A 22,480-nucleotide genomic window follows, 5' to 3' on the forward strand; every position below is an offset into this window, starting at 1 on the left:
GGGAGGGCATCGGTAGTGAATCCGGCCATGCCCGGGTGTTCGGGTGCGGCTTTCGTCGGTAGCGACAGTTAGGCTCGTCGCCGGACATTCATGAAAAATCTAGGAGCGCGAGGCAATAGTGCGATTCCAGTGGAGGCGCGCTTATGACGTCTGAGACAACGGCGACAGAAGTGACAGGGGCAGCCGAAGTGAACAACTCGACCGAGAGTGCCGGAGCGCAACCGACGGCATCGACGGGGTCGCTTCGCGCGTGGCAGCGGCGTGCACTCACCAAGTACTTGGCAAGCAGTCCTCGCGATTTTCTCGCGGTGGCAACCCCGGGTGCCGGTAAGACGACATTCGCGCTGCGGGTGGCGTCGGAACTGCTTCGCGACCGGACCGTCGACCAGATCACCGTCGTTGCTCCCACCGAGCACCTCAAGCATCAGTGGGCAGAATCGGCCCAGCGTTCAGGCTTGTCGTTGGATTCACGGTTCTCCAACTCCACCGGCCAGACGTCCAGCGACTATCACGGCGTCGTTCTGACGTATGCACAGGTTGCGGCGCATCCCACGAAGCACCGGGTCCGGACCGAAGGTCGCAAGACCCTCGTCATTCTCGACGAGATCCACCACGGCGGCGACGCAAAAAGTTGGGGCGAGGCAATCCAGGAGGCGTTCGGTGACGCCACTCGGCGTCTGGCGCTGACCGGAACTCCGTTCCGAAGTGACGACAGCGCAATACCTTTCATTCAGTACGAGCCGGACAAAGAGGGATTGCTGCGCTCCAAAGCCGATCATTCCTACGGTTACTCGGACGCGCTCAAGGACGGTGTTGTCCGTCCGGTTGTCTTCCTCGCATATTCCGGTGAGGCCCGCTGGCGCAACAACGCCGGCGAAGAATTCACCGCCAGACTCGGTGAGCCGCTCAGTGCAGAGCAGACCGCCCGAGCCTGGCGTACGGCACTCGACCCTGCCGGCGATTGGATTCCCGCCGTCCTGCAAGCAGCAGACACCCGTTTGGGGCAGCTGCGTTCCACCGGCATGCCAGACGCCGGTGGATTGGTCATCGCCACCGACCAGACTGTCGCTCGCGAATATGCCAAGGCGTTGACGGCAATCACGGGGGAGGAGCCCACCGTGGTTCTCTCCGACGACCCCACCGCGTCCAAGCGCATTGCGGAATTCGGTGCGAGCGATCAGAAATGGATGGTCGCGGTGCGCATGGTGTCGGAGGGCGTGGACGTTCCGCGTCTGGCCGTCGGCGTGTACGCGACCAGTGCATCGACACCGCTGTACTTCGCGCAGGCCATCGGACGATTCGTGCGTTCACGGCGAAAAGGTGAGACCGCCAGCGTCTTCTTGCCGTCGGTACCGGTCCTGTTGGACCTTGCAGCGCAGTTGGAGGCTCAGCGCGATCACGTCCTGGGCAAGCCGCACCGCGAAAAGGACGGTCTCGACGACGACCTCCTCGCGGACGCCAACAAGCAGAAGGACGAACTCGGCGAGGAAGAAAAAGCGTTCACGTCGCTCGGCGCCGACGCCGAGCTCGACCAGGTGATCTACGACGGCGCCTCGTTCGGAACCGCTACGTTCTCCGGCAGCGACGAGGAAGCCGACTATCTCGGGCTGCCCGGTCTGCTCGATCCCGATCAGATGCGCGCACTGCTGCGTCAACGCCAGGCCGAGCAGGTGAACAACAACACCGCCAAAGCGGCTGCTCCCGCGCCGACCGCCGCGGTGGTGGCGGAACGTGCCGCAACTGCCGACCAACTCGGTGCTTTGCGACGCGAGCTGAACGGCCTGGTCGCGATGAACGTGCACCGCACCGGACGGCCGCACGGAATCATTCATGCCGAACTGCGTCGCGTGTGCGGTGGCCCGCCGACGGCAATTGCCACGGTCGATCAGCTCACCGAGCGCATTGCGATTCTGCGTAGCTGGTAGAAATCCTGCAGACGGCAAAACGGGCGATCACAGTGATTGTGATCGCCCGTTTCGGCGTTCATGGTGCGCCTCGCGAAGAGGCCACCCCCGGCTGACAGGTTAGTTTGCGGGTTCGCTCTCGGAGACAACGGCATTCATCTCGCGAAGTCGATCCGCGTGTTCGGTTGCGTGGTGTCCGCAGAAGAGAAGCTCGCCGCCGGTGGGAAGCACGGCGCGTACGCGTGCTCCGGCACCGCACCGGTCGCACCGGTCGGCAGCGGTCAACTGTGGGCTGGTCAGTGTTCCGGGCATGACTCCTCCGTACTGGCTTGACGGCTTTCGTGCCGCGTGCCTGGGGCCTGGTCCGCCGCGTCGGAATGGCGCGGTAGATCCACTCTTACAGACGTTTGGCGTTCATGGGTTGTTCCCGGAAGAGTTTCTTAGTGTTGTGTCTCACTGGAAATGCGCTGGGCAGGCATTCTTCGGGCAGAATTGTTCGCTGAGAGCTGATTCAAATCCGCGTGTGCAGAGCGATATTCTGGGGCGATGAATCAGGAATCCGGAACGGACGTCGACGCATCGGTCGAGTTGCTCCATATGTGCACACAGGCCGAATGGGAGCGCGCGCGAGAGATCGGCCGGCGCGTCCCGGACGGATTTGCCGCTGAGGGGTTTGTGCACATGTCGACGCCCATGCAGGTTCATCTGCCGGCCAACCGGATCTTCGCGGGCCGAGACGACATAGTATTGCTCGCCCTGGATCCGGCTCTGCTGGGAGCTGAAGTGAAGTGGGAACCTGGCGTGCCGTCGGATCCCGATTCGATGCGTTTCCCGCATCTGTTCGGTCCGATTCCCGTCGCCGCTGTCACTGCCGTTACCGCGTACGTTCGCGACGAGAACGGTGCGTTTCCGGCGTTGCGCTGACGCAATCGAATCTGCCTCGCGGCGCCGGCCGACGATAATTTCGCCCTCCTGCGAAACTTGTCACAGATCGGCGCTACCGTTGATATATGAATGTAGAAGTCACCCCTCTGCCGGGCATCGGGACTCGTAAGGATTTTGTCCTCGCTTCCGGTCGCCGCGTGGGTGTCGTCACTCATCGTGACGGACATACGGACCTCATCGTGTCCAAGGAAAACGATCCTGATGCGTGCGCCGCGTCGTTGCCGCTCACCACGGAAGAGGCCGCTGCACTGAGCAACCTGCTCGGTGCGCCGCAGCTCGTGGCCCAGCTCGAAGACGAACACAGCGACATACCCGGGATCAGAACCAAACAGCTGTACATCAAGGACGGTTCCCGTTACGACGGACAGACACTCGGCGATACCGGGATGCGGACACGCACCGGCGTCTCGATCGTCGCTGTGATGCGTGCCGGCCAGGTGAATCCGTCGCCGAACCCCGACTACACGTTTACCGGAGGCGATCTGCTGGTGGCAGTCGGTACACCCGACGGCTTGGCTGCCGCTGCAAAAATTCTGACCAACGGCTGACGGGCAGGTGGATACAACCACACTTGCACTCATCGAACTGGGCGCGGTCTTCTTCGCGCTAGGACTTCTAGGAAGGCTCGCAGCACGATTCGGCATGTCGCCGATCCCGTTCTATCTGATCGGTGGCCTGTGCTTCGGTCAGGGTGGATTCATCCAACTCGGCGACATCGGCGAATTTGCTCACCTCGCAAGCGAAATCGGCATCGTGCTTCTCCTGCTCCTGTTGGGGCTCGAGTACACCGCTGCCGAATTGATGACCGGGCTCAAACGGTCGAGGGTTGCCGGCATCGTCGATATCGTTCTCAACGCCACGCCAGGCGCCGTAGTCGGTCTGATGCTCGGGTGGGGTGTTGTCGGTGCCACAGTCATGGCCGGCGTCACCTACATCTCGTCGTCGGGAATTATCGCCAAAGTTCTCAGCGACCTCGGACGCCTGGGCAACCGCGAAACACCGGTCGTCCTCTCGATTCTCGTGTTCGAGGATCTTGCGATGGCGGTGTACCTGCCGATCCTGACGGCGATGCTCGCGGGCGTCAGCTTCATGGGTGGACTCGAAGCTGTGGGAATTTCGCTGCTGGTCATCACCGTCGTGTTGGTGGTGGCCTTGCGATACGGACGGTATGTCTCGGCCCTGCTGGACAGTCCGGACAGCGAGACATTGCTGCTCAAGTTGCTCGGTGCCGCGCTGCTGGTAGCCGGCGTCAGTTCCGCAATGCAGGTCTCCGCAGCGGTGGGCGCCTTCCTGCTCGGCATTGCGATTTCGGGTTCGACTGCCCATAACGCCAGTCGGGTGCTCGAGCCTCTTCGTGATCTTTTTGCGGCGATGTTCTTCGTGGTGTTCGGACTCAGTACCGATCCGAGCACAATTCCACCGGTACTCGGGTGGGCCGCGATCCTGGCCGTCGTCACCGCGCTCACGAAACTGATCACCGGGGCATGGGCGGCCAAACGTCAGGGTGTGGCCAGGATGGGTCAGGCCAGGGCAGGCGCGGCACTGATTGCCCGCGGCGAATTCTCGATCATCATCGCGGGTCTGGCAGTGTCCGCGGGTGCCGTGGAACCGGAACTTGCTGCGCTCGCAACGGCGTACGTGCTTCTGATGGCCGTGATCGGTCCTGTTGCGGCGCGAGTTGTCGAACCGGTCACCTCGTTGTACATCAAAGTTCGCACAAAGTCCTGATTGCGACAATATTCTGTTCCGATGCCCAATGGATGCGCTCGCCCGGCCGCGACAGTGGCGTGTGCCCTCCTGATCGCGTGTGCTCCAGTTCCCGCCTTTGCGGGCGGGATGCCCACCGCGGACCAAGGCGTCTCGGTGCCGCAGGTGGTCGTCGATCGATCACTGCACCTCGAGGGCGCGTCGAATGCGCGAGACGTGGGTGGGTATCGAACTGCGGACGGGCACACCATCCGCATGGGACAGGTCTTCCGGACCAACGCACTCGACAAGCTGACCCCGTCGGATCTTGCGGCGCTGCAACAGCGCGGCGTGGCGTCGGTCGACGACTTCCGGACGGTCGTCGAACGCGCCATGTCCCCAGACCGCATTCCGGAGGGTGCGGGGAGCAATTGGTTCGACGTGATCGGGACCAACCCGGCGAACTTGCCGGCGCTGTTGGATATGCCGTCGATGTACACGTTGATGGTGAGTGATCCCGGGGCCGGCCGAGCATTCCACGACGCACTGGCGAACATCGTGAACACGGACGGCGCTGTCCTGTACCACTGTTCGGCAGGAAAGGACCGTACGGGCTGGATGACCGCGGTTCTGCTGACACTGCTCGGCGTGTCCCGCGAAGACGTGAACGCCGACTACATGCTGAGCAACCAGTACCTCACCGGTCCCCGCACCGGCATTGCCTTCGTCGACGGTGTGGAGCAGTCGTGGCTGGATACGTCGTTTGCGACAGTCGAGCGGCTGTACGGCGGTTTCGACAACTACGTTCGGGACGGACTGCAGTTGAGCGCGGACGATATCGCACAGCTCAAAGACAAACTCTTGGCCTGACACAGAAGCGAATCGAGACAAAAGAGCCGCCCCCCGGTGAACAGGGGAGCGGCTCTTCTGCGTGGAGCTGGTGTGACTAGTCGAGGTAGTCGCGCAGAACCTGCGAACGCGACGGGTGGCGCAGCTTCGACATCGTCTTCGATTCGATCTGGCGGATACGCTCACGCGTGACGCCGTAGACCTGTCCGATTTCGTCTAAAGTCCTCGGCTGGCCGTCGGTGAGGCCGAAGCGCAGCCGAACAACGCCGGCTTCGCGCTCGGAGAGCGTCTCGAGGACCGACTGCAGCTGATCCTGCAGCAAGGTGAACGAGACGGCGTCGACTGCGACAACAGCTTCCGAGTCTTCGATGAAGTCACCGAGCTGGCTGTCACCCTCGTCACCGATGGTCTGGTCGAGAGAGATGGGCTCACGCGCGTACTGCTGGATTTCCAGCACCTTCTCCGGCGTGATGTCCATTTCTTTGGCAAGCTCTTCCGGCGTGGGCTCGCGGCCCAGGTCCTGGAGCAGCTCACGCTGGATGCGGCCGAGCTTGTTGATGACCTCGACCATGTGCACCGGGATACGGATGGTGCGGGCCTGGTCGGCCATAGCACGGGTGATGGCCTGACGGATCCACCACGTTGCGTAGGTCGAGAACTTGTAGCCCTTGGTGTAGTCGAACTTCTCGACTGCACGGATAAGGCCCAGGTTGCCTTCCTGGATGAGGTCCAGGAACGCCATGCCGCGGCCCGTGTATCGCTTTGCGAGCGAGACGACGAGTCGGAGGTTGGCTTCGAGGAGGTGATTCTTGGCGCGGTTGCCGTCGCGGCAGATCCAGCTCATGTCGCGACGCTGAGCGGCGGGCAGCTTTTCGCCCTTGTCAGCAAGATCCTGCATGATCTGCACGGCATACAGGCCGGCTTCGATGCGCTTGGCGAGTTCGACTTCCTCTTCGGCGTTGAGGAGTGCGACCTTGCCGATCTGCTTGAGGTACGCGCGAACGGAGTCGGCGGACGCCGTGAGTTCGGCATCCTTACGAGCCTGGCGAAGTGCCTCGGACTCTTCCTCGTCCCAGACGAAGTCGCCGGACGCCTTGTCCTTGTCGGTCGGTTCCTCGGTGGCGGGCTCTTCGTCCTCGCCGACTGCGACGACCTCGACCTCTTCGAGGTCTCCGTCCGTGATGTCGATGTCTTCCAACTCGACGTCGCCGTCTTCTACATCAGGATCCCCGGCCTTCTTGGGACCGGCCTTCTTTGCTGCGGCTTTCTTCGCCGGAGCCTTCTTGGCGGGGGCCTTCTTAGCTGCTGCCTTCTTGGCGGGGGCCTTCTTAGCCGGTGCCTTCTTGGCGGCCGGAGCTGTGACGGTGGCCGCCTCCACGGCTGAAGATTGTGGCTCTGACTCTGATGGAGAATCAGCAGTCTGACGTGTATCGGTGGCTGCCACGTACGCCCTTTCGTGACGGTGTCGTGCGGCGTCACGCCAGAGTGGTGATCCGGCGGAGAGGTCAATGGTTGTGGCCGGCGCGCAGCCGGACTCCACCATTGTAACGACTCTCAGGAAACTCTTACGTCACGACGGGCGTTAACGGCTTTTTTCGCACGGGATTAACCCCCGTTTTCACCCTTTCGCTTGACCCGCCGCCGGCGGAATCAGCCTAAATTTTCGACGCGGCCAAGGCGGCGCCTGCGATTCCGGCGGTGTTGAGAAGTGCGGCCGGAACGACCGGTGTGCGATTGGTGAGGAGCGGAATCCACTTCTCGTGCTTACGGCTGATGCCGCCGCCGGCGATGAACAAATCGGGCCATGTCAGGTCCTCGATCGTGGTGAGCACCTTGGAGACCTCGACGGCCCACTGCTTGTAGCTCAGCTCTTTTTTCTCTTTCACCGACGACGCAGCTCGGTGTTCGGCTTCCTTGCCGTGCACTTCGAGGTGGCCGAACTCGGTGTTGGGCAACAGAACTCCGTTGTGCAGAATCGCCGACCCGATGCCGGTTCCGAAGGTCAGCAAGATGACAACTCCCGACGCGTCCTTGCCGGCGCCGTAGGTGTCCTCGGCGATACCTGCGGCATCGGCGTCATTGAGAACGGTGACGGTGCGGCCGCCGAGTGCCTTGCCGAACAGTGCAGCAGCGTCGGTTCCGATCCACGACTTGTCGATGTTGGCGGCACTGCGAGCGATGCCGCCGGTGACCACCGACGGCAGTGTGATGCCGACGGGGCCGTCCCAGCCTGCCTGCTCGACGATCTGGGTCACAGTCGCGGCAATCGCGTCGGGTGTCGAGGGTTGCGGGGTCAGGATCTTGATGCGCTCACCGATCATCTCGCCGGTGCTCAGATCGATGAGTGCGCCCTTGACTCCACTGCCGCCTACATCGATTCCGAAACCTGTCGTTGTCATCGTCCTGCGCTCCTGAGGGCTCGAATTCGAATGTCGCGATCTGACCGAATAGAACACTAACCCGAACGGGTGCGCGTGGTGCGGCACAACTATGGATGTGTTGCGATGGTGGTGTGCGCCCACAAGAGATTTCCCTGTCCGAGTTGTCCACAGATTCGCTTGATCCGGCCGAGCTGAGAGTGGTGGCGGTTGCCGTCGCGGAACGTGCTGCAGCGCACGTTCGAGCCCGTCGTCCGGAAGTGTTCGGCGTCGTCGGTTCGGGTGAGAGCGCGAGTGGTTCCGACGCCGAAGCGGTTGCGGCCAAGAGCACACCGACCGACCCGGTCACGATTGTCGACACCGAGACGGAACAGGTGATCCGAGATCTGCTTGCGACGCTTCGGCCGCACGACTCGATTCTCGGTGAGGAAGGTGGCGGCGACGCCGGCGACGTCGTCGGGGTCCGCTGGGTCGTAGACCCTATCGACGGAACTGTGAACTTCCTCTACGGGGTTCCGGCGTTCGCGGTGTCGGTGGCGGTGCAGATCGACGGAGTTTCCGTGGCCGGCGCGGTGGTCGACGTGTCGGCGCGGGCGACGTACTCGGCGCACCGCGGTGGCGGCGCCACGATGACGACCGAGGACGGTGCGGTCAGTGAGCTCGCCGTCAATCCGGTGACCGAGCTGTCAATGGCGTTGGTGGCTACCGGTTTCGGATACGGCGCGCAGCGACGCAAGGCGCAGGGGCGGATCATCGCGGAAATTTTGCCCCAGGTGCGCGACATCAGGCGGATCGGTTCTGCGGCGCTGGATCTGTGCATGGTCGCGACCGGTCGCGTCGATACTCATTTCGAGCACGGACTGAGCCCGTGGGATTGGGCTGCCGGTTCGTTGATCGCCGAGGAAGCCGGTGCCGTGATCAGTATTCCGGGCCCGAATTCGACGTCTGCGGCTGGTGACATCGTCTATGCGTGCGCCCCGGGGATCGCCGACGAGTTCGCGAGGATGCTCTCTGCGTGCGGTGCTGATCGCCCGATCAGCACCTAGCGGTTCGCGCTGCTTTCAGAAGATCGATGTCCATTGCGGCGGCTTCGGCATTGGCGGGTTGCTCGGAGAGGGCGCGGAGCACCTCGCCGGCGTCGGTGTTGGGGGAGATCTTGCCGAAGTAGGTGCCGAGCGCAAGATCCACTGTGTCGTCGGTGCGGCCGTCCTTGATCAGTTCGGCGCACGGCGCGACCAGCCATACGGCGCTTGCTGCAGCGATTCCGTTCTCCCCGAACCGGATCTGGCCTTGGCATTGCATGTTCTGATCCACGTAGACCGGGTCGTTGCCCACCTGTACGTCGGGAGCGCTGGCAAAGCCGTAGTCCTTCAACTGGGCGGCTACCTGCGAGGCCTGGCCGCTTTCGCCGTTGGCGTTGAAGACTCGAACCTTGGTCGCGGCCAGCGGTGCCGGTTCCACGTCGAGCAGCGTGGTTCGGTCCACCACCGAACCGAGGGGCATCGGCTGTGGCGCGGCCGGATCGGACGACGCCTGCGGGCGGTTGCATGCGACCGTGTCGCTGATTTTTGCGTCAGCCGTGAGGATCTTGATCCACAGAGCGCTGCCGAGTACTGCGAGTACCGCGAACACCGCGACGACCGGCCACACGCGTCGGCGCCGGAACGGACGACCCTGGTCGTCGGTCGCGCTGCCTTCGGTGATCAGAGAAACCACGGTATCCCTCGACTTTCTGGACGAGTTGGAGCTTCGTCGTCAAGCCGAGCAAGAGCGGGCGTGACGTTCGGTGCCTACCTTAGAGGGCGCGCGGTTCAATCCCGTTCACGTGTGTGGTGACTTGCCGACAACCGAATTTCGCCGAGTTGATACGTCGGTGCTGCCGCGGTGATACCGAGGTGATTTCACGGGCGTTTTGGGGGTCGAAGATCACAAAATGCTGTGTAGTTGGTGACGATTCGCAGACTTTTTTCGGAAATGACCGAATGGGTTACTACTTTCGTGCTTACTTCGGCTACTGTCTGGCGGCCCAGGTCGTTCGACTGGGCGTCGGCTCCATGCCGTAATGACAACCAAATGAGGCACAGATCACGTTCTCGGGAGAAGTTTCCGGGCACTTTTCCGCCGGCTGCCACGTTGTGCAGCGACAGGGAATGATCTCCATGCCACGGCGGTTTCCATGCGCATGACGGGATCTACCGGATTCCAGGCGTTCATGGGACCGGGATACACGAGAAGGATGAGGGGTAAGCGACATGGCAACTGACTACGACGCACCGAGGCGTACAGAGTCCGACGAGGTTTCGGAGGATTCGCTCGAAGAGCTGAAGGCGCGGCGCAACGAGGCGCAGTCGGCTGTCGTCGATATCGACGAGACCGACACTGCAGAATCCTTCGAGCTGCCCGGTGCAGACCTTTCCGGCGAAGAGCTGTCGGTTCGGGTCGTCCCGAAGCAGGCCGACGAGTTCACGTGTTCGAGCTGTTTCCTGGTGCATCACCGCAGCCGTTTGGCGAGCGATGCCAACGGACAGCTCGTGTGCATGGACTGCGCAGCCTGATAGTCCTTCGCAGCGCTACATTGCGTCCCGGCGGTCGACCCGATGTCTTCGGGTCGACCGAGGGATCACGGCGGCCACAGAATCAGGTCGCCGCACATCAGGTCGCTAGACGCTCAGTGCTTTGACCAGCTCGTCTGGTCGACGTGAGCTCACGAGCCAGTACGGCGTGGGGTCTTCCGGATCGTCGAGGACGATCAGAACCATGGTCTTGACCCACGGCCGGTGCTGAACGAAAGCCGACGGGTCGAGCTGGCGACCCATCGCGGCACTCTTTGCCGAGGCCGGTACCGCAGCGGCCCGGGAGATCAGATCTACCGGAATGTGCGCACGGCCCACATGCAATTCCTTGACCCCGCCGGTTTCGACAACCGCCAGGCGGGAGCGGCTGAGCCAGAACGACAGCCAGATCGGGATGGGCAGCAGCAACACATACGCGAGCAAGGGCAGCAGCCCGGAACGCCCCATGTGAAACTCAGCTGCCAGGAGCGCGGCAACCGCGACTCCGGCAATCCACCATCCGACGGGCAACCAGAGGCGCTCGGAATAGAGCGTCGTGGACGCAGGGGTTGTGGCAGCGACGTCAGGTCGAGATGTTTCGGGCACGAGTCAAGGATAGTCCGTCGCGCCGAGTAGTCTTGGCCGACGTGAGCGATCATCTCTCCATCGCCTTGAAGCGACTGGACCCAGACCTGCCGGTTCCGCAGCGTGCACATCCCGGTGATGCCGGTGTGGATCTGTGCTCTACCAGCGATGTCACTATCGAGCCCGGCCGTCGTACCCTGGTTGGTACAGGTATCGCGATTGCCTTGCCGGTTGGCACCGTCGGACTCATCCATCCGCGTTCCGGACTTGCCGCAAAGTCGGGTTTGTCCATCGTGAATGCGCCGGGCACCGTGGACGCGGGCTATCGCGGCGAACTCAAGGTGTGTCTGATCAATCTCGACCCGGACACAGCCGTCGAGATTCGTCGAGGCGACCGAATTGCGCAGCTCGTGGTCCAACGCGTCGAGCTACCGGTATTCGAGGAAGTGGATTCGCTCGACGACACCGCCCGCGGTACCGGTGGATACGGTTCGAGCGGTGGACACGCGATACTCGACACCGATGCAGGTGTCAGTCCTGTCGTAGAGGGAGTCTGAAATATGTTCGGACGTAAGAAGAAGTCAGATGTAGACGAGGAGCCGACAGGTTTCTTCGAGGACGAGGATCTCGACCAGGCCGACGAGGTCGACGACGCGGATGATGCGGTGAGCGAAGAGTCGGAAGGCCCGTACGACATCGCTGACCTGGAGTCCGACGATCCCACTGCCGGTCGCAACGGTCAGCGGCTCGATCTCGGTTCTGTTCTGGTTCCCATGCCTCCCGGCGGTCAACTGCAGGTGGAGATGGCGCCTAACGGGTCACCTCAGGCGGTGCACCTGGTCACCGAACACGGGCGAGTCACTGTTGCCGCGTATGCGGCGCCTAAATCGCCCGGGCAGTGGCGTGAGGTCGTCGCCGAACTGGCGCAGTCCCTGCGTGACGACAATTCGCCGGTCAGCATCGAGAACGGTCCGTGGGGTCGTGAATTGGTCGCCGAGACCGCTGCCATGGATTTGCGTTTCATCGGCGTCGACGGTCCCCGGTGGATGGTTCGGTGTGTTGTGGCGGGTCCCAGTGGATCGACGGCCGCCGGTGCACCGCTGGTGGCTATTGCGCGCGACATTCTGCGCGATACCGTCGTCAATCGCGGATCGGAGCCACATCCAGTGCGGACACCGCTGCCGGTCGTGCTGCCGCAAGCTTTGGCGGAGCAACTCGCCGCCGCGCACGAGCAGCAGATGGTCGCGCAGCAGCAGGCCGCAGCTCAGCAGCAAGTCGATCAGCAGATCGCTGCGGGCCAGCAGGCCCAGCAACAGCCGCCCACCCCGCCGGTTCCGCCGCAACGCCGCGGCGAATCCGGTTCTGCCATGCAGCAATTGGGTCAGTAACGCACGTTTACTTCGAAGCGCTCGCTGCGGTGTCGGTTTCGGCCGCCGTGAGCGCTTCGAGGCACGTTGCCCCGAGTATCGCGGCGTTATGGCCGATCTGTTCGAGCTCGAGCGTGCCCACTTCGGCGCGGGGGAGCGCGGCCGCCCATTCGTAAGCCACGGCTGCCGGATGAACCGGATCGTCGAGCGCTACCGCAATTCCGACGGGGACGTCGATCTCCGCGAGAGCCGCTTCGGTCAGTGAGTAGTACGTCGCGGCTTCGTCGAGCGCTGCGGGCAGATCCGGCCACTGCGAACGCCACGAGCGCTCCAGTTCGCGTCCCAACCAGGCCGGGCTGGATGCGAGCATCGCCGCAATCACCGATTCCAGGCCGTCGCTGCGTAGTTGTGACGACGTGAACCGTGCGCTTGCCGCCGCCGGTGCGTGATCCGGCGCTCCGGTCCACGGTGGCAACGCCGCCAACACCCCCGACGTCTTGTCCGGATTGAGCGCTGCCCACTGCAATGCGACGGCAGCACCGATGGACACACCCCCGACAAGGATTTGTCCGTATTCGGTGGCTGCGGCATCCATCGCGTCGAGGTAGCTTCCGACGACACGCCGAGGGTCCGGTTCGATTGCGATGGTGCGCACACTTCGGGCAGCGAGGGGTCCACGGAACGCGTGGTCCACGAAGTGGGCGTCAGAGCCCGTACCAGGGAGAACGACGGCAACTGATGGTGAGTGTGTGAGCGCCATTACCTGATCTTGCCTGGTGCCCCGAGATCACCGATCGACCGGTGTGGTTACCGGGTCGTAATGGGGCTACAGTGGCGAACACACAGCCCTTCCGTGACGCGAAACCCGTGCGTCACATTTGTTCGCAGGAGCGCGCAATGGCACCCGCCGCCGCAGGATATTTTCGCCGATTGACCCGTCGCCTCACCGAGGATGTCGATCAGTTGGATGCACAGGAAATGACCGAGTCCATCGAGGCCGTGGGAGGCCGGAAGGCATGTGACTGTCGGCGCGGTGAAGAAGTCACGATGGAGGGTCGACTCCGTAGCGTTGACGCATGTCCGAAGTCGGGCAACGCCAGCATCGAAGCGGAATTCTTCGACGGCACCGAGGTCATCAACCTCGTCTGGATCGGCCGACGCCGTATTCCGGGCATCGAAACCGGCAAGACCATCCTGATCCGTGGCCGAGTCGGCGAGCGGGACGGGCGTAAGGCAATCTTCAATCCGTACTACGAGCTGCGCGGCGAGTAGACGCAGCCCTAGGACCAGACACAGCGCATTTGCCGCATACCGCGGCGGGTGTGGCACCCTCGACAGGTGAGCGAACCCAAACAGCAATCGGTGATGGACCAACTCGGTGGTGTGAGTGGTCTCGTCTACACGTCGTTGCCGATTCTGATCTTTGTTCCGGTCAACAGCATCTGGAACCTCACCGCTGCCATCTGGGCGGCCGTGGGCGTGGCCGTGGTGATCGCCGCATGGCGGGTGTTCCGCAAAGAGTCGATCCAGCCGGCAATTTCAGGTGTTCTCGGTGTCGCGGTATCCGCGTTCATCGCCCATCGCACCGGAGATGCCAAGGGCTACTTCCTGTTCGGGATCTACACCAGCCTCGCCTACGGTGCCGCATTTGTGGTGTCGATACTGGTTCGATGGCCGCTGGTCGGCATCATCTGGGGATTTCTCAACGGTCATGGCAACCTCTGGCGCCGGCACAAAGGCGCGGTGCGGGCTTACGACATTGCTACCGCAGCATGGGCGTTGGTGTTCGGTGCCCGGTACGTCGTTCAGTCGCAGTTGTACGACACCGATCACACGGGTTGGCTCGCCGTGGCGCGAATCGCGATGGGGTGGCCGCTCGCGGGACTGGCTTTCCTGGTCACCATTTGGGCTGTGCGCAAAGCAGATCGGATTGTCGAGCCCCCGCCTACCGCGAGCGAAATCGAAGCGGTAGGCGAGGAGCCAGGCGATCAACCCGATCAGCGCGACGTCAGCTGATCAAATCCTGATATTCGGGGTGCTTGCCGAGGAACTTCACGACGTACGGGCACACCGGATGCACTTTGAGGCTGCGCGTGCGCAGTTGGTCCAGCGCGCCGCTCACCAGAATCGAGGCAAGTCCTAATCCCTCGAAACGGGGATAGATCTCGGTGTGGTTGAACGAGAGCACGTCACCGGCGGTGGTGTAGTCCTCGATTCCGGCAAGATCGCCGTCGACATGAATCTCGAAGCGGCTCTGATCCGGATTGTCGACGACAACGGTATTTTCGGGTGCAGCGGTCATGAGTGTCTCTTTCGTTGTGTGATGTCGGTGTCAGGCGTCGAGACGAAGTGCTGTTCTGAGCTGATCCTCGGTGTCGATTGCCGCGACGAAGAGAAGTTCGTCGCCGCCTTCGATGGGGTCGTCGAGTTCGGGAACTATGACGCGTCCACCGCGCAGGATCGTCACGAGTGCGCAGTCTCGGGGGAGTTCGAGTCGCTTGACGGGCTTACCGGCGAGGGGAGTGTTGTCGGGCAGCGTGATCTCGACGAGGTTGGCCTGACCCTGACGCAGAGTCATGAGTTTGACCAGATCACCGACCGAAACGGCTTCCTCGACCAGCGATGCCAGCATCCGGGGGGTGGAGACGGCAACGTCGACGCCCCACGACTCGTCGAAAAGCCATTCGTTTCGCGGATCGTTCACTCGGGCGACAACGCGGCGGACGCCGAATTCCGTTTTCGCGAGCAAACTCAGCACGAGGTTGGCTTTGTCGTCACCGGTCGCGGAGATGACCACCTCGTAGGACTCCAGTGAGGCTTCCTCGAGCCGGCTCAGCTCACAGGCGTCGGCATGCACCCAGGTGGCTTCGGGTACGGACTCGGGCTCGACGTGCTCGATCTTGCGTTCGATCAGCATGACGTCGTGATTACTGCGAATCAGCTCGCGCGCAATGGAGCGACCTACGGCACCTGCGCCGGCGATGGCGACCTTCACCTGGAACTTCCAATCACGTTGTGGTGCATCATGTTTTTGGGCTGTGCGCTCGGGTGTGGTGTGTACATTGCTGCCACCTCAGTCGTCGCTCGGCGGAGGATTGCCGGCGAGTGCGATCGCTTCGGCGACAGTCCCGGACACTGCGGCGACGTAGACCTGGTCGTCGGCCTGGATGACGGTCTTGCGATCGGGGAGGACGCCGGTGCCGAAGCGGATGATGAACGCCACCCGGGAATTGGTCGCGCCTTCGAGGACCGCGATGGATTTGCCGGCCCAATCCTCGTGTAGCGCAAGTTCGGTGATGGCTACGTTTCCCGACGGGTCGCGCCACTTCGCGGTCTGGCTTTCCTTGGTCAGCGTGTGCAGGAACCGGTCGGTCGACCACGGAACTGTTGCCACGGTGGGGATGCCGAGTCGCTCGTACACAGCGGCGCGCTTCGCGTCGTAGATTCGTGCGACGACGCGTTCGACACCGAAGGTTTCGCGCGCAACCCTGGCCGCGATGATGTTGGAATTATCACCCGACGAGACGGCTGCAAAGGCGTCGGCGCGCTCGATCCCTGATCGAATCAGCACATCGCGGTCGAAGCCCATGCCGAGAACCGTGGTTCCCGTGAAATCATGGTCGAGACGCAGAAATGCACTCTGATCGCGGTCGATGACCGCAACTTCGTGTCCGATCCTGGTCAGGGACGCGGCGAGGGAAGATCCCACACGACCGCACCCCATGATGACGACATACACGACCTACTCCGTTCATGGACTTTCCGACGCGATTGCACGTCGAAACGAACGGTACATCGCCGGGCGGGAAGAGCAAGTTCCGACTGGCGTAATACTGCTGTGATCGCACCGATGACGATGGAGTTCTGCTGCGGATGACTCGATATCGGGCGCGACGGCTTACGCTTTGCACGTGTCTAAGCTCTCGACCGCGACCAAGCGGCTCTTGCTCGGCCGGCCGTTCCGAAGTGACAAACTCGGGCACACGCTGCTACCCAAGCGGATTGCGCTCCCTGTATTCGCGTCCGACGCCATGTCGTCCGTTGCCTATGCCCCCGAAGAAATCTTCCTGGTTCTCTCCGTTGCGGGCATTTCGGCGTATGCGTACACGCCGTGGATCGGCCTGTCGGTCGCCATCGTGATGGCTGTCGTGGTGGCGAGTTACCGCCAGAATGTCCACGCATACCCGTCCGGTGGCGGCGACTACGAGGTGGCGACGGTCAACCTCGGTCCGACAGCGGGTTTGACGGTCGGCAGCGCGCTGATGGTCGACTACGTGCTCACTGTTGCTGTATCGATCTCGTCGGCGGCGTCCAACATCGGTTCGGCGCTGCCGTTCGTCGCTCAGCACAAGGTGCTGTTCGCGGTGGCGGCGATCGTTCTGCTGACGGCGGTGAACTTGCGCGGTATCCGAGAGTCGGGAACTGCGTTCGCGATTCCGACCTACGCCTTCATCGTCGGCATGTTCCTGATGCTGGGGTGGGGTTTCTTCCGGATCTATGTGCTCGGTGAGGATGTTCACGCGGAATCGTCGTCGTTCACCCTGAATGCTGAGGATTCGCACCTGTACGGAATTGCCTTTGCGTTCCTGATCGCGCGGGCGTTCTCCTCGGGTTGTGCCGCGCTGACGGGCGTCGAGGCAATCAGCAACGGTGTGCCGGCCTTCCAGAAACCGAAGTCCCGCAACGCGGCGACCACATTGCTGTTGCTCGGTTCGATCGCCATCGTCTTGCTGATGGGCATCATCATCCTGGCTCAGAAGATCGGCATCGTCTATGCCCACAATCCGCAGGAACAGTTGGTCGGTGCGCCCGAGGGCTACCACCAGAAGACCCTGATCGCGCAGATCGCCGAAGCCGTGTTCAACGGGTTCCCGATCGGGTTCTTCTTCATCGCCATCGTGACCGCGCTGATCCTCGTGTTGGCAGCGAACACCGCGTTCAACGGATTTCCCGTCCTCGCGTCCATCCTGGCTCAGGATCGCTACTTGCCACGTCAGCTGCACACCCGCGGTGACCGGTTGGCGTTCAGCAACGGCATTCTGTTCCTGTCGGCTGCTGCCATCGCCTTTGTGGTCATCTTCGGCGCTGAAGTCACCAAACTGATCCAGCTGTACATCGTCGGTGTCTTCGTCTCGTTCGTGCTCAGTCAGACCGGCATGATCAAGCACTGGACGCGCCACCTGAAGTCCGAGACCGACAAGGCGCAGCGCGCGCGTATGCAGCGCTCCCGGGTCATCAACTCGATCGGTCTCGCGATGACCGGTGCTGTGCTGGTCATCGTTCTGATCACCAAGTTCGCTGCAGGCGCCTGGATTGCCATCGTCGCGATGATCGCGATCTTCATCGTGATGAAGATGATCCGCAAGCACTACGACAGCGTTGCCGCCGAACTCGAGGAGCAGGAGTGGGACGGCGTACTGCCGAGCCGCACGCACTCGATCGTGCTTGTCTCGAAGCTTCACATGCCGACGATGCGCGCCCTGGCCTATGCGCGAGCAACACGACCGGACACGCTGGAAGCAATCACCGTCAACGTCGACGAACCTGACACCCGTGCACTGGTTCGGCAGTGGGAGAAGAGCGATGTGACCGTGCCGCTCAAGGTGATCGAATCGCCGTACCGCGAAATCACGAAGCCGGTTCTCGACTACGTCAAGCGAGTGCGACGCGACGCGCCCCGCGATGTGGTCACCGTGTTCATCCCCGAGTACGTGGTGGGCCATTGGTGGGAGCAGATCCTGCACAACCAGAGCGCATTGCGACTCAAGAGCCGGCTGCTCTTCCAGCCCGGCGTGATGGTGACGAGTGTTCCGTGGCAGCTGAGTTCGTCGGCAAAGGCCAAACCGCTCGATATCGAGAAGACCGCAGGCGCAACCCGACGGGGATACGACGCAGGCGAGAAATGATTCGGATACGACGCAGGCGAGAAATGATTCGGATACGACGCAGGCGAGAAATGATTAATCAAGAAAATAGAACGGCAGGCGTAGTTCGTTGAGTGAGAATTGGACCGGGCAGAGCTTCGAGGCCGAACTGGGGAAGCCCGGTCACGGCGGGTTTGTTGTTGCCCGCCACGAGGGCCGCGTGGTGTTCGTCCGTCACGGTTTGCCGGGGGAGCGGGCTCTGGTTCGGGTCACCGAGGACAAGGGCGGATCGTTTGCGCGCGCCGACGCGGTGTCCATCCTCGAGGCGTCGCCGCATCGCATCGACCCGACGTGCCCCGTCGCGGGACCAGGGGGAGCCGGTTGCTGCGACTACTCGCACGCCGACCTCGAGATCCAGCGCGAGATGAAATCTCTGGTGGTGGCAGAGCAATTGCAGAGACTGGCGGGCGTCGAACACGACGTGCAGGTGGAGGTTCTGCCGGGCACCGGCGACGGCACCGGGTGGCGGACTCGCGTTCGGCTTGCCGTCGACGGCAACGGCGAGGCGGGGTACCACGCGTTTCGCAGCAATCGCATCGTGACGGATCTGCGATGCACCCAGATCGAGGAACGTGCCTACGACGGTTTGGCCGGTCCGCAGTGGTCTCCGGGCAGTGAACTGCAGGTAGTCCTCGACGGTGCGGGTGCCAGGCATGTTGTCGAGATCAGTGCGCCCACCATCGCGAAGGCGGGGCGTCGTGCGACCGGTCGGCGCGGGGCGACAGCCCGCCGTGCTGCCGGCAGTGGCCCGCGGAAGACGCGTGTTGCGATAGGCAGTGACACCGTGCGTGAGCGCGTGGGTGCCCGCGAGTGGGAACTCTCTGCGACGGGCTTCTGGCAGGCGCATCGTGGTGCGGCGCAGGCATATTCGGACGTTGTGCGGGACTGGTCCGGCGTTGGCTCCGGCGCTACGGCGTGGGATCTGTACGGCGGGGTTGGGGTGTTTGCGGCAGCACTGGCGGATCTTGTCGGACCGGACGGGGTCGTGGAATCCGTGGAGTTGTCTGCGCGTGCATCGTCGGACGGACGGGCAGCGTTGGCCGATCAGAAGCAGGTCCGATTCCACACCGACCGGGTCGAGAAGATCGTGGCTGCCGCGTCGTTGGCGGCGTCGCCGGGTGTGGTTGTTCTGGATCCACCGCGAGCGGGTGCCGGACGCCCGGTGGTGGAGGCGATCGCGTCGACCGGAACCGAGCGCGTGATCCATATCGGGTGTGATCCGGCGTCGTTCGGCCGCGATATCGGGTTGTACCTCGAGCAGGGGTTCCGCATCGGTGGGCTTCGCGCGTTCGACGCCTTTCCTCAAACGCATCATGTGGAATGCATGGCCCTGCTCGAGCGTTGAGCCCTATCGGAATGTGATCGCTGTCGGTTAGCTGATTCCCGAATTCGATGTGACTCTTATCGCGTCGCCGGAGGTTGCTTGCACTATGCAACTAAATGTATAGTTGTGCTCTGCAAGTAGTTTTCGCGTAGATCGTTGTCAGGGGTTTTCAATGTCAGTGCAGCCGGAGACGGCCCAAGCTCTTGTCGACACGGTTTTCCTGTTCGGCAGATCCTTGCGCGCCGTGGTGACACACAGCGCTGAAAGCGTGCTTCCGCCGGCGCTGGTCAGTGTGCTTTTCATGCTGGCGGCAAAAGGGGAATGCAGACAGAACGAGTTGGCAGTGGACCTTTGTGTCAGTCAGTCCTCGCTCAGTCGGCAGATGTCCGATCTCGTGGATGCCGGGTATGTCGAGCGAAGTCCCGACCCCGCAGACAAGCGAGCGTTCCGGATCCGAGTCTCGGACGAGGGGCACAGCGTTCTCGAGGAAACGAAACAACGGCGAGCGGCGCGATTGCGCAGCATGCTCGAAGACTGGAGCCAGGAAGAGGCCGTGGCCGCAGTGTCGTCGCTTCAACGTCTCAACGAGACGTTCGGCGCAGCGATCCATCGTCAGGCCTCACCTGCAGTCCCGCACACGGCCATGCCGGTCGCGGGCGTAGAAACTATTGGGAGATAAGCACATGTCAGCCACAGTTGGAGAAACTCGGGCAAGTACCGGGAGCGGTGCGATGACGCACAGCGAAATTTTGAGAGTCCTGACCGGACTCATCGCGGCACTCTTTACCGCGCTGCTGAGCAGCACCATCGTCTCGACGGCACTCCCGACCATCATCGGTGAATTGCACGGGACGCAGACGCAGTACGCCTGGATCATCACGGCAGCATTGCTCGCGACAGCCGCGTCGACGCCCATCTGGGGCAAATTGTCCGACCTCTTCAACAAGAAGTTACTGGTCCAGACGTCGATCGTGATCTTCGTGATCGGCTCCATCATTGCCGGCGCAGCACACAACGTGCCGCTGCTTCTTGGTGCCCGTGTGATTCAGGGCATCGGCATGGGCGGCTTGACTGCCCTCGTCGTCGCGATCATCGGCTCCATCATTCCGCCGCGTGATCGTGGTCGGTACTCCGGTTACATGGGCGCTGCCATGGCTGTCTCGATGTCCGGTGGACCCGTACTCGGCGGTGTCATCGTCGACACGATCGGCTGGCGCTGGTGCTTCTACGTGTGTGTTCCGTTGGCAGTCATCGCACTGTTCCTCCTTCAGCGCACCTTGCACATCGAGACCGAGAAGAAGGACAACGTCTCGATCGACTGGTTGGGCGCCACCCTGCTCACCGCAGGCGTCAGCGTTCTGCTGATCTGGGTTTCCTTCGCCGGTCAGGATGACTACTACGCCTGGTTCTCGATGCAGTCGCTGTACTTCGTCTTCGGCGGACTTGCGTTGCTGGCTCTGACGATGTTTGTCGAATCCAAGGTCAAGGATCCGATCCTGCCGATCAAGATCATCACCGAGCGCACCACCGCGTTGGCAATCATCGCTTCGGTAGCAGTGGGTGTCGGCCTGTTCGGTGCGACGACCTTCCTGACGCAGTACTTCCAGACAGCTCGCGGTTTCGATCCGACTGCTGCCGGACTGCTCACCATTCCCATGGTGGCCGGCATGCTCGTCGCCTCGGTCGGCTCCGGACAGTTGATCACCAAATTCGGTCAGTGGAAGCCGTTCGTTGTTTCCGGTGCTGTCCTGCTCGTCGTCGGTTTCGGTCTTCTCTCCACGATCGACCATGCGACCAACCTGTGGGTCATCGGAATCTTCATGGCGATCGTCGGTATGGGTACCGGCATGTTGATGCAGAACATCGTGCTCGCGGTCCAGAACACGGTCAGTGTCGAGAACATCGGCGCGGCAAGCAGTATCGTTGCGTTCTTCCGTACCTTCGGTGGCGCGATCGGCGTCTCGGTTCTGGGTTCCATCCTGGCAAGTCGCGTCGGCACCCTGACCAAGGAATCCGTGTCCGCACTGCCGCCCGAGCAGCAGATGGTTGCAGGCAAGAGCTTGCAGGACGGACTCGACCTGAACAACATGCCCGACTTCGTCGGACAGATCGTTCGATTCGCGTACGGCGACGCAACGGGACGCATCTTCCTGGTCGCAGCCGTTGTTGCCATCGTGACCTTGGTAGCGGTTTCCTTCATCCCGAACCGGGCACTGCGGACCACGATCGACATCGTTGTACCCGAGGCGGACGAGGTCAACCTCGAAAAGTCGGCTTCACGCTGATCACGCCATAGACCATCGAACACGGATCGAGATCGTTTCCTCGATCTCACCGTGTTCGACGGCTAGCGGAGCAGAATCTGCCCGAGCCGCGGCAAATACACCGTGCACCGGGACCATCTGGTCGGCGCCCTCGACAATCTCGAGGGTGTCGACCAGATTTTTCCGTGCCAGGGCCGCGAACTGTGCGGCTTTTGATTGTGCTGACGCCCAGGCAGATTCGCGGGCGAGCTCGGCCAGCGCCGTTCGATCCTCGAGGTCGAATGCCACGCTGTCGAGTCGGATCGCGTCGCCGGAGGCGGACACACAATCAGCGATAACCGCGGCGGGAGAATGCGAGCTGTTCGCACTCAACTCGCGCACTACTATTCGAAATGTCGTCGACGCAGTGAAACCGGTGGTTTCTGCTCGGCCGCCGTCCACCCACTGAGTCTGCGGGTGGATGCTCAATCCTGTTGTCACGAGGTCGGCTCCGCGGATGCCGTGTGCGTGCAGTACGTCCGTCAATGCGGTCGAGTGCCTGGCCAGGGCACCGAACGCGTCGGCAACTGCCGGGTCTGTCACCGAGATGCCAATCGACAACCGGGCAATGTCGGGAGTGGCTGTTGCGCGGCCGATTCCACTGACCGTCACGCTGGTCGCGTCCGACTGTTCCGAATGAGTGAAGGTCATTGGGCTTCTCCG

The 22,480-nt window shown here is 62.4% G+C and carries 25 protein-coding genes; 15 read left to right on the forward strand and 10 right to left on the reverse strand.

The window, feature by feature from the left end; all coding sequences use genetic code 11:
• Positions 1–143 precede the first annotated feature (143 nt).
• On the forward strand, positions 144–1,925 hold the full coding sequence (locus FFI94_RS12825) for a DEAD/DEAH box helicase (RefSeq protein ID WP_138868199.1): 1,782 nt from the start codon (positions 144–146) through the stop codon (positions 1,923–1,925).
• Between the two features lie 99 nt (positions 1,926–2,024).
• Here the strand turns inward: FFI94_RS12825 and FFI94_RS12830 are convergent, their stop codons facing one another.
• Complete coding sequence (locus FFI94_RS12830; RefSeq protein ID WP_033234784.1) at positions 2,025–2,216, reverse strand: hypothetical protein; 192 nt, start codon at positions 2,214–2,216, stop codon at positions 2,025–2,027.
• A 234-nt stretch (positions 2,217–2,450) separates the two neighbouring features.
• Here FFI94_RS12830 and FFI94_RS12835 point away from each other — a divergent pair, with 234 nt between their 5' ends.
• From FFI94_RS12835 to FFI94_RS12850, 4 genes are all read left to right on the forward strand, one after another.
• Entirely contained in the window at positions 2,451–2,828 is a 378-nt protein-coding gene (locus FFI94_RS12835; protein ID WP_138868200.1) for a DUF952 domain-containing protein, read from the forward strand.
• Positions 2,829–2,914: 86 nt separating this feature from the next.
• A complete protein-coding gene (locus FFI94_RS12840) occupies positions 2,915–3,397 on the forward strand; it encodes a cation:proton antiporter regulatory subunit (protein ID WP_033234782.1) in 483 nt (160 codons plus the stop codon).
• Between the two features lie 7 nt (positions 3,398–3,404).
• The gene (locus FFI94_RS12845) at positions 3,405–4,577 is read left to right on the forward strand and encodes a cation:proton antiporter (RefSeq protein ID WP_138868201.1); all 1,173 of its coding nucleotides are present in this window, start codon (positions 3,405–3,407) and stop codon (positions 4,575–4,577) included.
• A gap of 21 nt (positions 4,578–4,598) precedes the next feature.
• On the forward strand, positions 4,599–5,405 hold the full coding sequence (locus tag FFI94_RS12850; RefSeq protein WP_138868202.1) for a tyrosine-protein phosphatase: 807 nt from the start codon (positions 4,599–4,601) through the stop codon (positions 5,403–5,405).
• A gap of 76 nt (positions 5,406–5,481) precedes the next feature.
• On the opposite strand, the gene FFI94_RS12855 is transcribed toward FFI94_RS12850, so the two are convergent.
• Both FFI94_RS12855 and ppgK read right to left on the reverse strand, forming a co-directional pair.
• Entirely contained in the window at positions 5,482–6,927 is a 1,446-nt protein-coding gene (locus tag FFI94_RS12855; RefSeq protein WP_202025569.1) for an RNA polymerase sigma factor, read from the reverse strand.
• Positions 6,928–7,039: 112 nt separating this feature from the next.
• On the reverse strand, positions 7,040–7,783 hold the full coding sequence (gene ppgK, locus FFI94_RS12860) for a polyphosphate--glucose phosphotransferase (RefSeq protein ID WP_138868203.1): 744 nt from the start codon (positions 7,781–7,783) through the stop codon (positions 7,040–7,042).
• Positions 7,784–7,878: 95 nt separating this feature from the next.
• Here ppgK and FFI94_RS12865 point away from each other — a divergent pair, with 95 nt between their 5' ends.
• The gene (locus FFI94_RS12865; protein WP_138868204.1) at positions 7,879–8,808 is read left to right on the forward strand and encodes an inositol monophosphatase family protein; all 930 of its coding nucleotides are present in this window, start codon (positions 7,879–7,881) and stop codon (positions 8,806–8,808) included.
• Here FFI94_RS12865 and cei read toward each other — a convergent pair.
• Positions 8,798–9,478 (reverse strand): envelope integrity protein Cei, encoded by a 681-nt coding sequence (gene cei, locus FFI94_RS12870; RefSeq protein ID WP_138868205.1) that lies wholly within the window; start codon positions 9,476–9,478, stop codon positions 8,798–8,800. The two genes, FFI94_RS12865 and cei, sit on opposite strands and share 11 nt — an antisense overlap.
• A gap of 536 nt (positions 9,479–10,014) precedes the next feature.
• On the opposite strand from cei, the gene FFI94_RS12875 reads away from it, so the two are divergent.
• Positions 10,015–10,317, forward strand: coding sequence for a DUF4193 domain-containing protein (locus FFI94_RS12875; RefSeq protein ID WP_003942593.1), 303 nt, complete (start codon positions 10,015–10,017; stop codon positions 10,315–10,317).
• Positions 10,318–10,422: 105 nt separating this feature from the next.
• Here the strand turns inward: FFI94_RS12875 and FFI94_RS12880 are convergent, their stop codons facing one another.
• A complete protein-coding gene (locus tag FFI94_RS12880; RefSeq protein ID WP_138868206.1) occupies positions 10,423–10,920 on the reverse strand; it encodes a DUF3093 domain-containing protein in 498 nt (165 codons plus the stop codon).
• Between the two features lie 41 nt (positions 10,921–10,961).
• Here FFI94_RS12880 and dut point away from each other — a divergent pair, with 41 nt between their 5' ends.
• Positions 10,962–11,456, forward strand: coding sequence for a dUTP diphosphatase (dut, locus tag FFI94_RS12885; protein ID WP_138868207.1), 495 nt, complete (start codon positions 10,962–10,964; stop codon positions 11,454–11,456).
• A 3-nt stretch (positions 11,457–11,459) separates the two neighbouring features.
• Positions 11,460–12,287 carry a DUF3710 domain-containing protein gene (locus FFI94_RS12890; RefSeq protein WP_138868208.1) on the forward strand — a complete coding sequence of 276 codons (828 nt, stop codon included), beginning with the start codon at positions 11,460–11,462 and terminating at the stop codon, positions 12,285–12,287.
• Between the two features lie 7 nt (positions 12,288–12,294).
• On the opposite strand, the gene FFI94_RS12895 is transcribed toward FFI94_RS12890, so the two are convergent.
• Positions 12,295–13,026: an alpha/beta fold hydrolase gene (locus FFI94_RS12895; protein WP_138868209.1), complete on the reverse strand. Its 732-nt coding sequence runs from the start codon at positions 13,024–13,026 to the stop codon at positions 12,295–12,297.
• Positions 13,027–13,163: 137 nt separating this feature from the next.
• Between FFI94_RS12895 and FFI94_RS12900 the strand changes: the two genes are divergently transcribed.
• Complete coding sequence (locus tag FFI94_RS12900) at positions 13,164–13,538, forward strand: OB-fold nucleic acid binding domain-containing protein (protein ID WP_033234775.1); 375 nt, start codon at positions 13,164–13,166, stop codon at positions 13,536–13,538.
• 66 nt (positions 13,539–13,604) lie between these two features.
• On the forward strand, positions 13,605–14,282 hold the full coding sequence (locus FFI94_RS12905) for a DUF3159 domain-containing protein (RefSeq protein WP_138868210.1): 678 nt from the start codon (positions 13,605–13,607) through the stop codon (positions 14,280–14,282).
• Here the strand turns inward: FFI94_RS12905 and FFI94_RS12910 are convergent.
• The 3 genes from FFI94_RS12910 to FFI94_RS12920 all read right to left on the reverse strand — a co-directional run bounded on the left by FFI94_RS12910 (position 14,275) and on the right by FFI94_RS12920 (position 16,005).
• Complete coding sequence (locus FFI94_RS12910) at positions 14,275–14,568, reverse strand: GNAT family N-acetyltransferase (protein ID WP_138868211.1); 294 nt, start codon at positions 14,566–14,568, stop codon at positions 14,275–14,277. The genes FFI94_RS12905 and FFI94_RS12910 overlap by 8 nt on opposite strands.
• A gap of 30 nt (positions 14,569–14,598) precedes the next feature.
• Entirely contained in the window at positions 14,599–15,261 is a 663-nt protein-coding gene (locus FFI94_RS12915; RefSeq protein WP_138868212.1) for a TrkA family potassium uptake protein, read from the reverse strand.
• Between the two features lie 78 nt (positions 15,262–15,339).
• On the reverse strand, positions 15,340–16,005 hold the full coding sequence (locus FFI94_RS12920; protein ID WP_138868213.1) for a TrkA family potassium uptake protein: 666 nt from the start codon (positions 16,003–16,005) through the stop codon (positions 15,340–15,342).
• 172 nt (positions 16,006–16,177) lie between these two features.
• Between FFI94_RS12920 and FFI94_RS12925 the strand changes: the two genes are divergently transcribed.
• The 4 genes from FFI94_RS12925 (at position 16,178) to FFI94_RS12940 (ending at position 21,799) form a co-directional block, all read left to right on the forward strand.
• Entirely contained in the window at positions 16,178–18,172 is a 1,995-nt protein-coding gene (locus tag FFI94_RS12925) for an APC family permease (RefSeq protein WP_138868214.1), read from the forward strand.
• Between the two features lie 88 nt (positions 18,173–18,260).
• On the forward strand, positions 18,261–19,535 hold the full coding sequence (locus FFI94_RS12930; protein WP_138868215.1) for a class I SAM-dependent RNA methyltransferase: 1,275 nt from the start codon (positions 18,261–18,263) through the stop codon (positions 19,533–19,535).
• 151 nt (positions 19,536–19,686) lie between these two features.
• Positions 19,687–20,193, forward strand: a complete 507-nt coding sequence (locus tag FFI94_RS12935; RefSeq protein WP_138868216.1) for a MarR family winged helix-turn-helix transcriptional regulator — start codon at positions 19,687–19,689, stop codon at positions 20,191–20,193.
• 4 nt (positions 20,194–20,197) lie between these two features.
• Entirely contained in the window at positions 20,198–21,799 is a 1,602-nt protein-coding gene (locus FFI94_RS12940; protein ID WP_138868217.1) for an MDR family MFS transporter, read from the forward strand.
• On the opposite strand, the gene FFI94_RS12945 is transcribed toward FFI94_RS12940, so the two are convergent.
• Positions 21,800–22,468, reverse strand: a complete 669-nt coding sequence (locus FFI94_RS12945) for an SIMPL domain-containing protein (protein WP_095886084.1) — start codon at positions 22,466–22,468, stop codon at positions 21,800–21,802.
• Between the last annotated feature and the right edge of the window lie 12 nt (positions 22,469–22,480).

The organism is Rhodococcus sp. KBS0724, assembly GCF_005938745.2.
Lineage (GTDB): Bacteria > Actinomycetota > Actinomycetes > Mycobacteriales > Mycobacteriaceae > Rhodococcus_F.

Bases quoted from the DNA above. Each gene is read 5' to 3' on its own strand.
- FFI94_RS12825 (WP_138868199.1), top strand. From the start codon at position 144: ATGACGTCTGAGACAACGGCGACAGAAGTGACAGGGGCAGCCGAAGTG.
- FFI94_RS12830 (WP_033234784.1), bottom strand. From the start codon at position 2,216: ATGCCCGGAACACTGACCAGCCCACAGTTGACCGCTGCCGACCGGTGC.
- FFI94_RS12835 (WP_138868200.1), top strand. From the start codon at position 2,451: ATGAATCAGGAATCCGGAACGGACGTCGACGCATCGGTCGAGTTGCTC.
- FFI94_RS12840 (WP_033234782.1), top strand. From the start codon at position 2,915: ATGAATGTAGAAGTCACCCCTCTGCCGGGCATCGGGACTCGTAAGGAT.
- FFI94_RS12850 (WP_138868202.1), top strand. From the start codon at position 4,599: ATGCCCAATGGATGCGCTCGCCCGGCCGCGACAGTGGCGTGTGCCCTC.
- FFI94_RS12855 (WP_202025569.1), bottom strand. From the start codon at position 6,927: ATGGTGGAGTCCGGCTGCGCGCCGGCCACAACCATTGACCTCTCCGCC.
- ppgK (WP_138868203.1), bottom strand. From the start codon at position 7,783: ATGACAACGACAGGTTTCGGAATCGATGTAGGCGGCAGTGGAGTCAAG.
- FFI94_RS12865 (WP_138868204.1), top strand. From the start codon at position 7,879: ATGTGTTGCGATGGTGGTGTGCGCCCACAAGAGATTTCCCTGTCCGAG.
- FFI94_RS12875 (WP_003942593.1), top strand. From the start codon at position 10,015: ATGGCAACTGACTACGACGCACCGAGGCGTACAGAGTCCGACGAGGTT.
- FFI94_RS12890 (WP_138868208.1), top strand. From the start codon at position 11,460: ATGTTCGGACGTAAGAAGAAGTCAGATGTAGACGAGGAGCCGACAGGT.
- FFI94_RS12895 (WP_138868209.1), bottom strand. From the start codon at position 13,026: ATGGCGCTCACACACTCACCATCAGTTGCCGTCGTTCTCCCTGGTACG.
- FFI94_RS12900 (WP_033234775.1), top strand. From the start codon at position 13,164: ATGGCACCCGCCGCCGCAGGATATTTTCGCCGATTGACCCGTCGCCTC.
- FFI94_RS12910 (WP_138868211.1), bottom strand. From the start codon at position 14,568: ATGACCGCTGCACCCGAAAATACCGTTGTCGTCGACAATCCGGATCAG.
- FFI94_RS12935 (WP_138868216.1), top strand. From the start codon at position 19,687: ATGTCAGTGCAGCCGGAGACGGCCCAAGCTCTTGTCGACACGGTTTTC.
- FFI94_RS12940 (WP_138868217.1), top strand. From the start codon at position 20,198: ATGTCAGCCACAGTTGGAGAAACTCGGGCAAGTACCGGGAGCGGTGCG.
- FFI94_RS12945 (WP_095886084.1), bottom strand. From the start codon at position 22,468: ATGACCTTCACTCATTCGGAACAGTCGGACGCGACCAGCGTGACGGTC.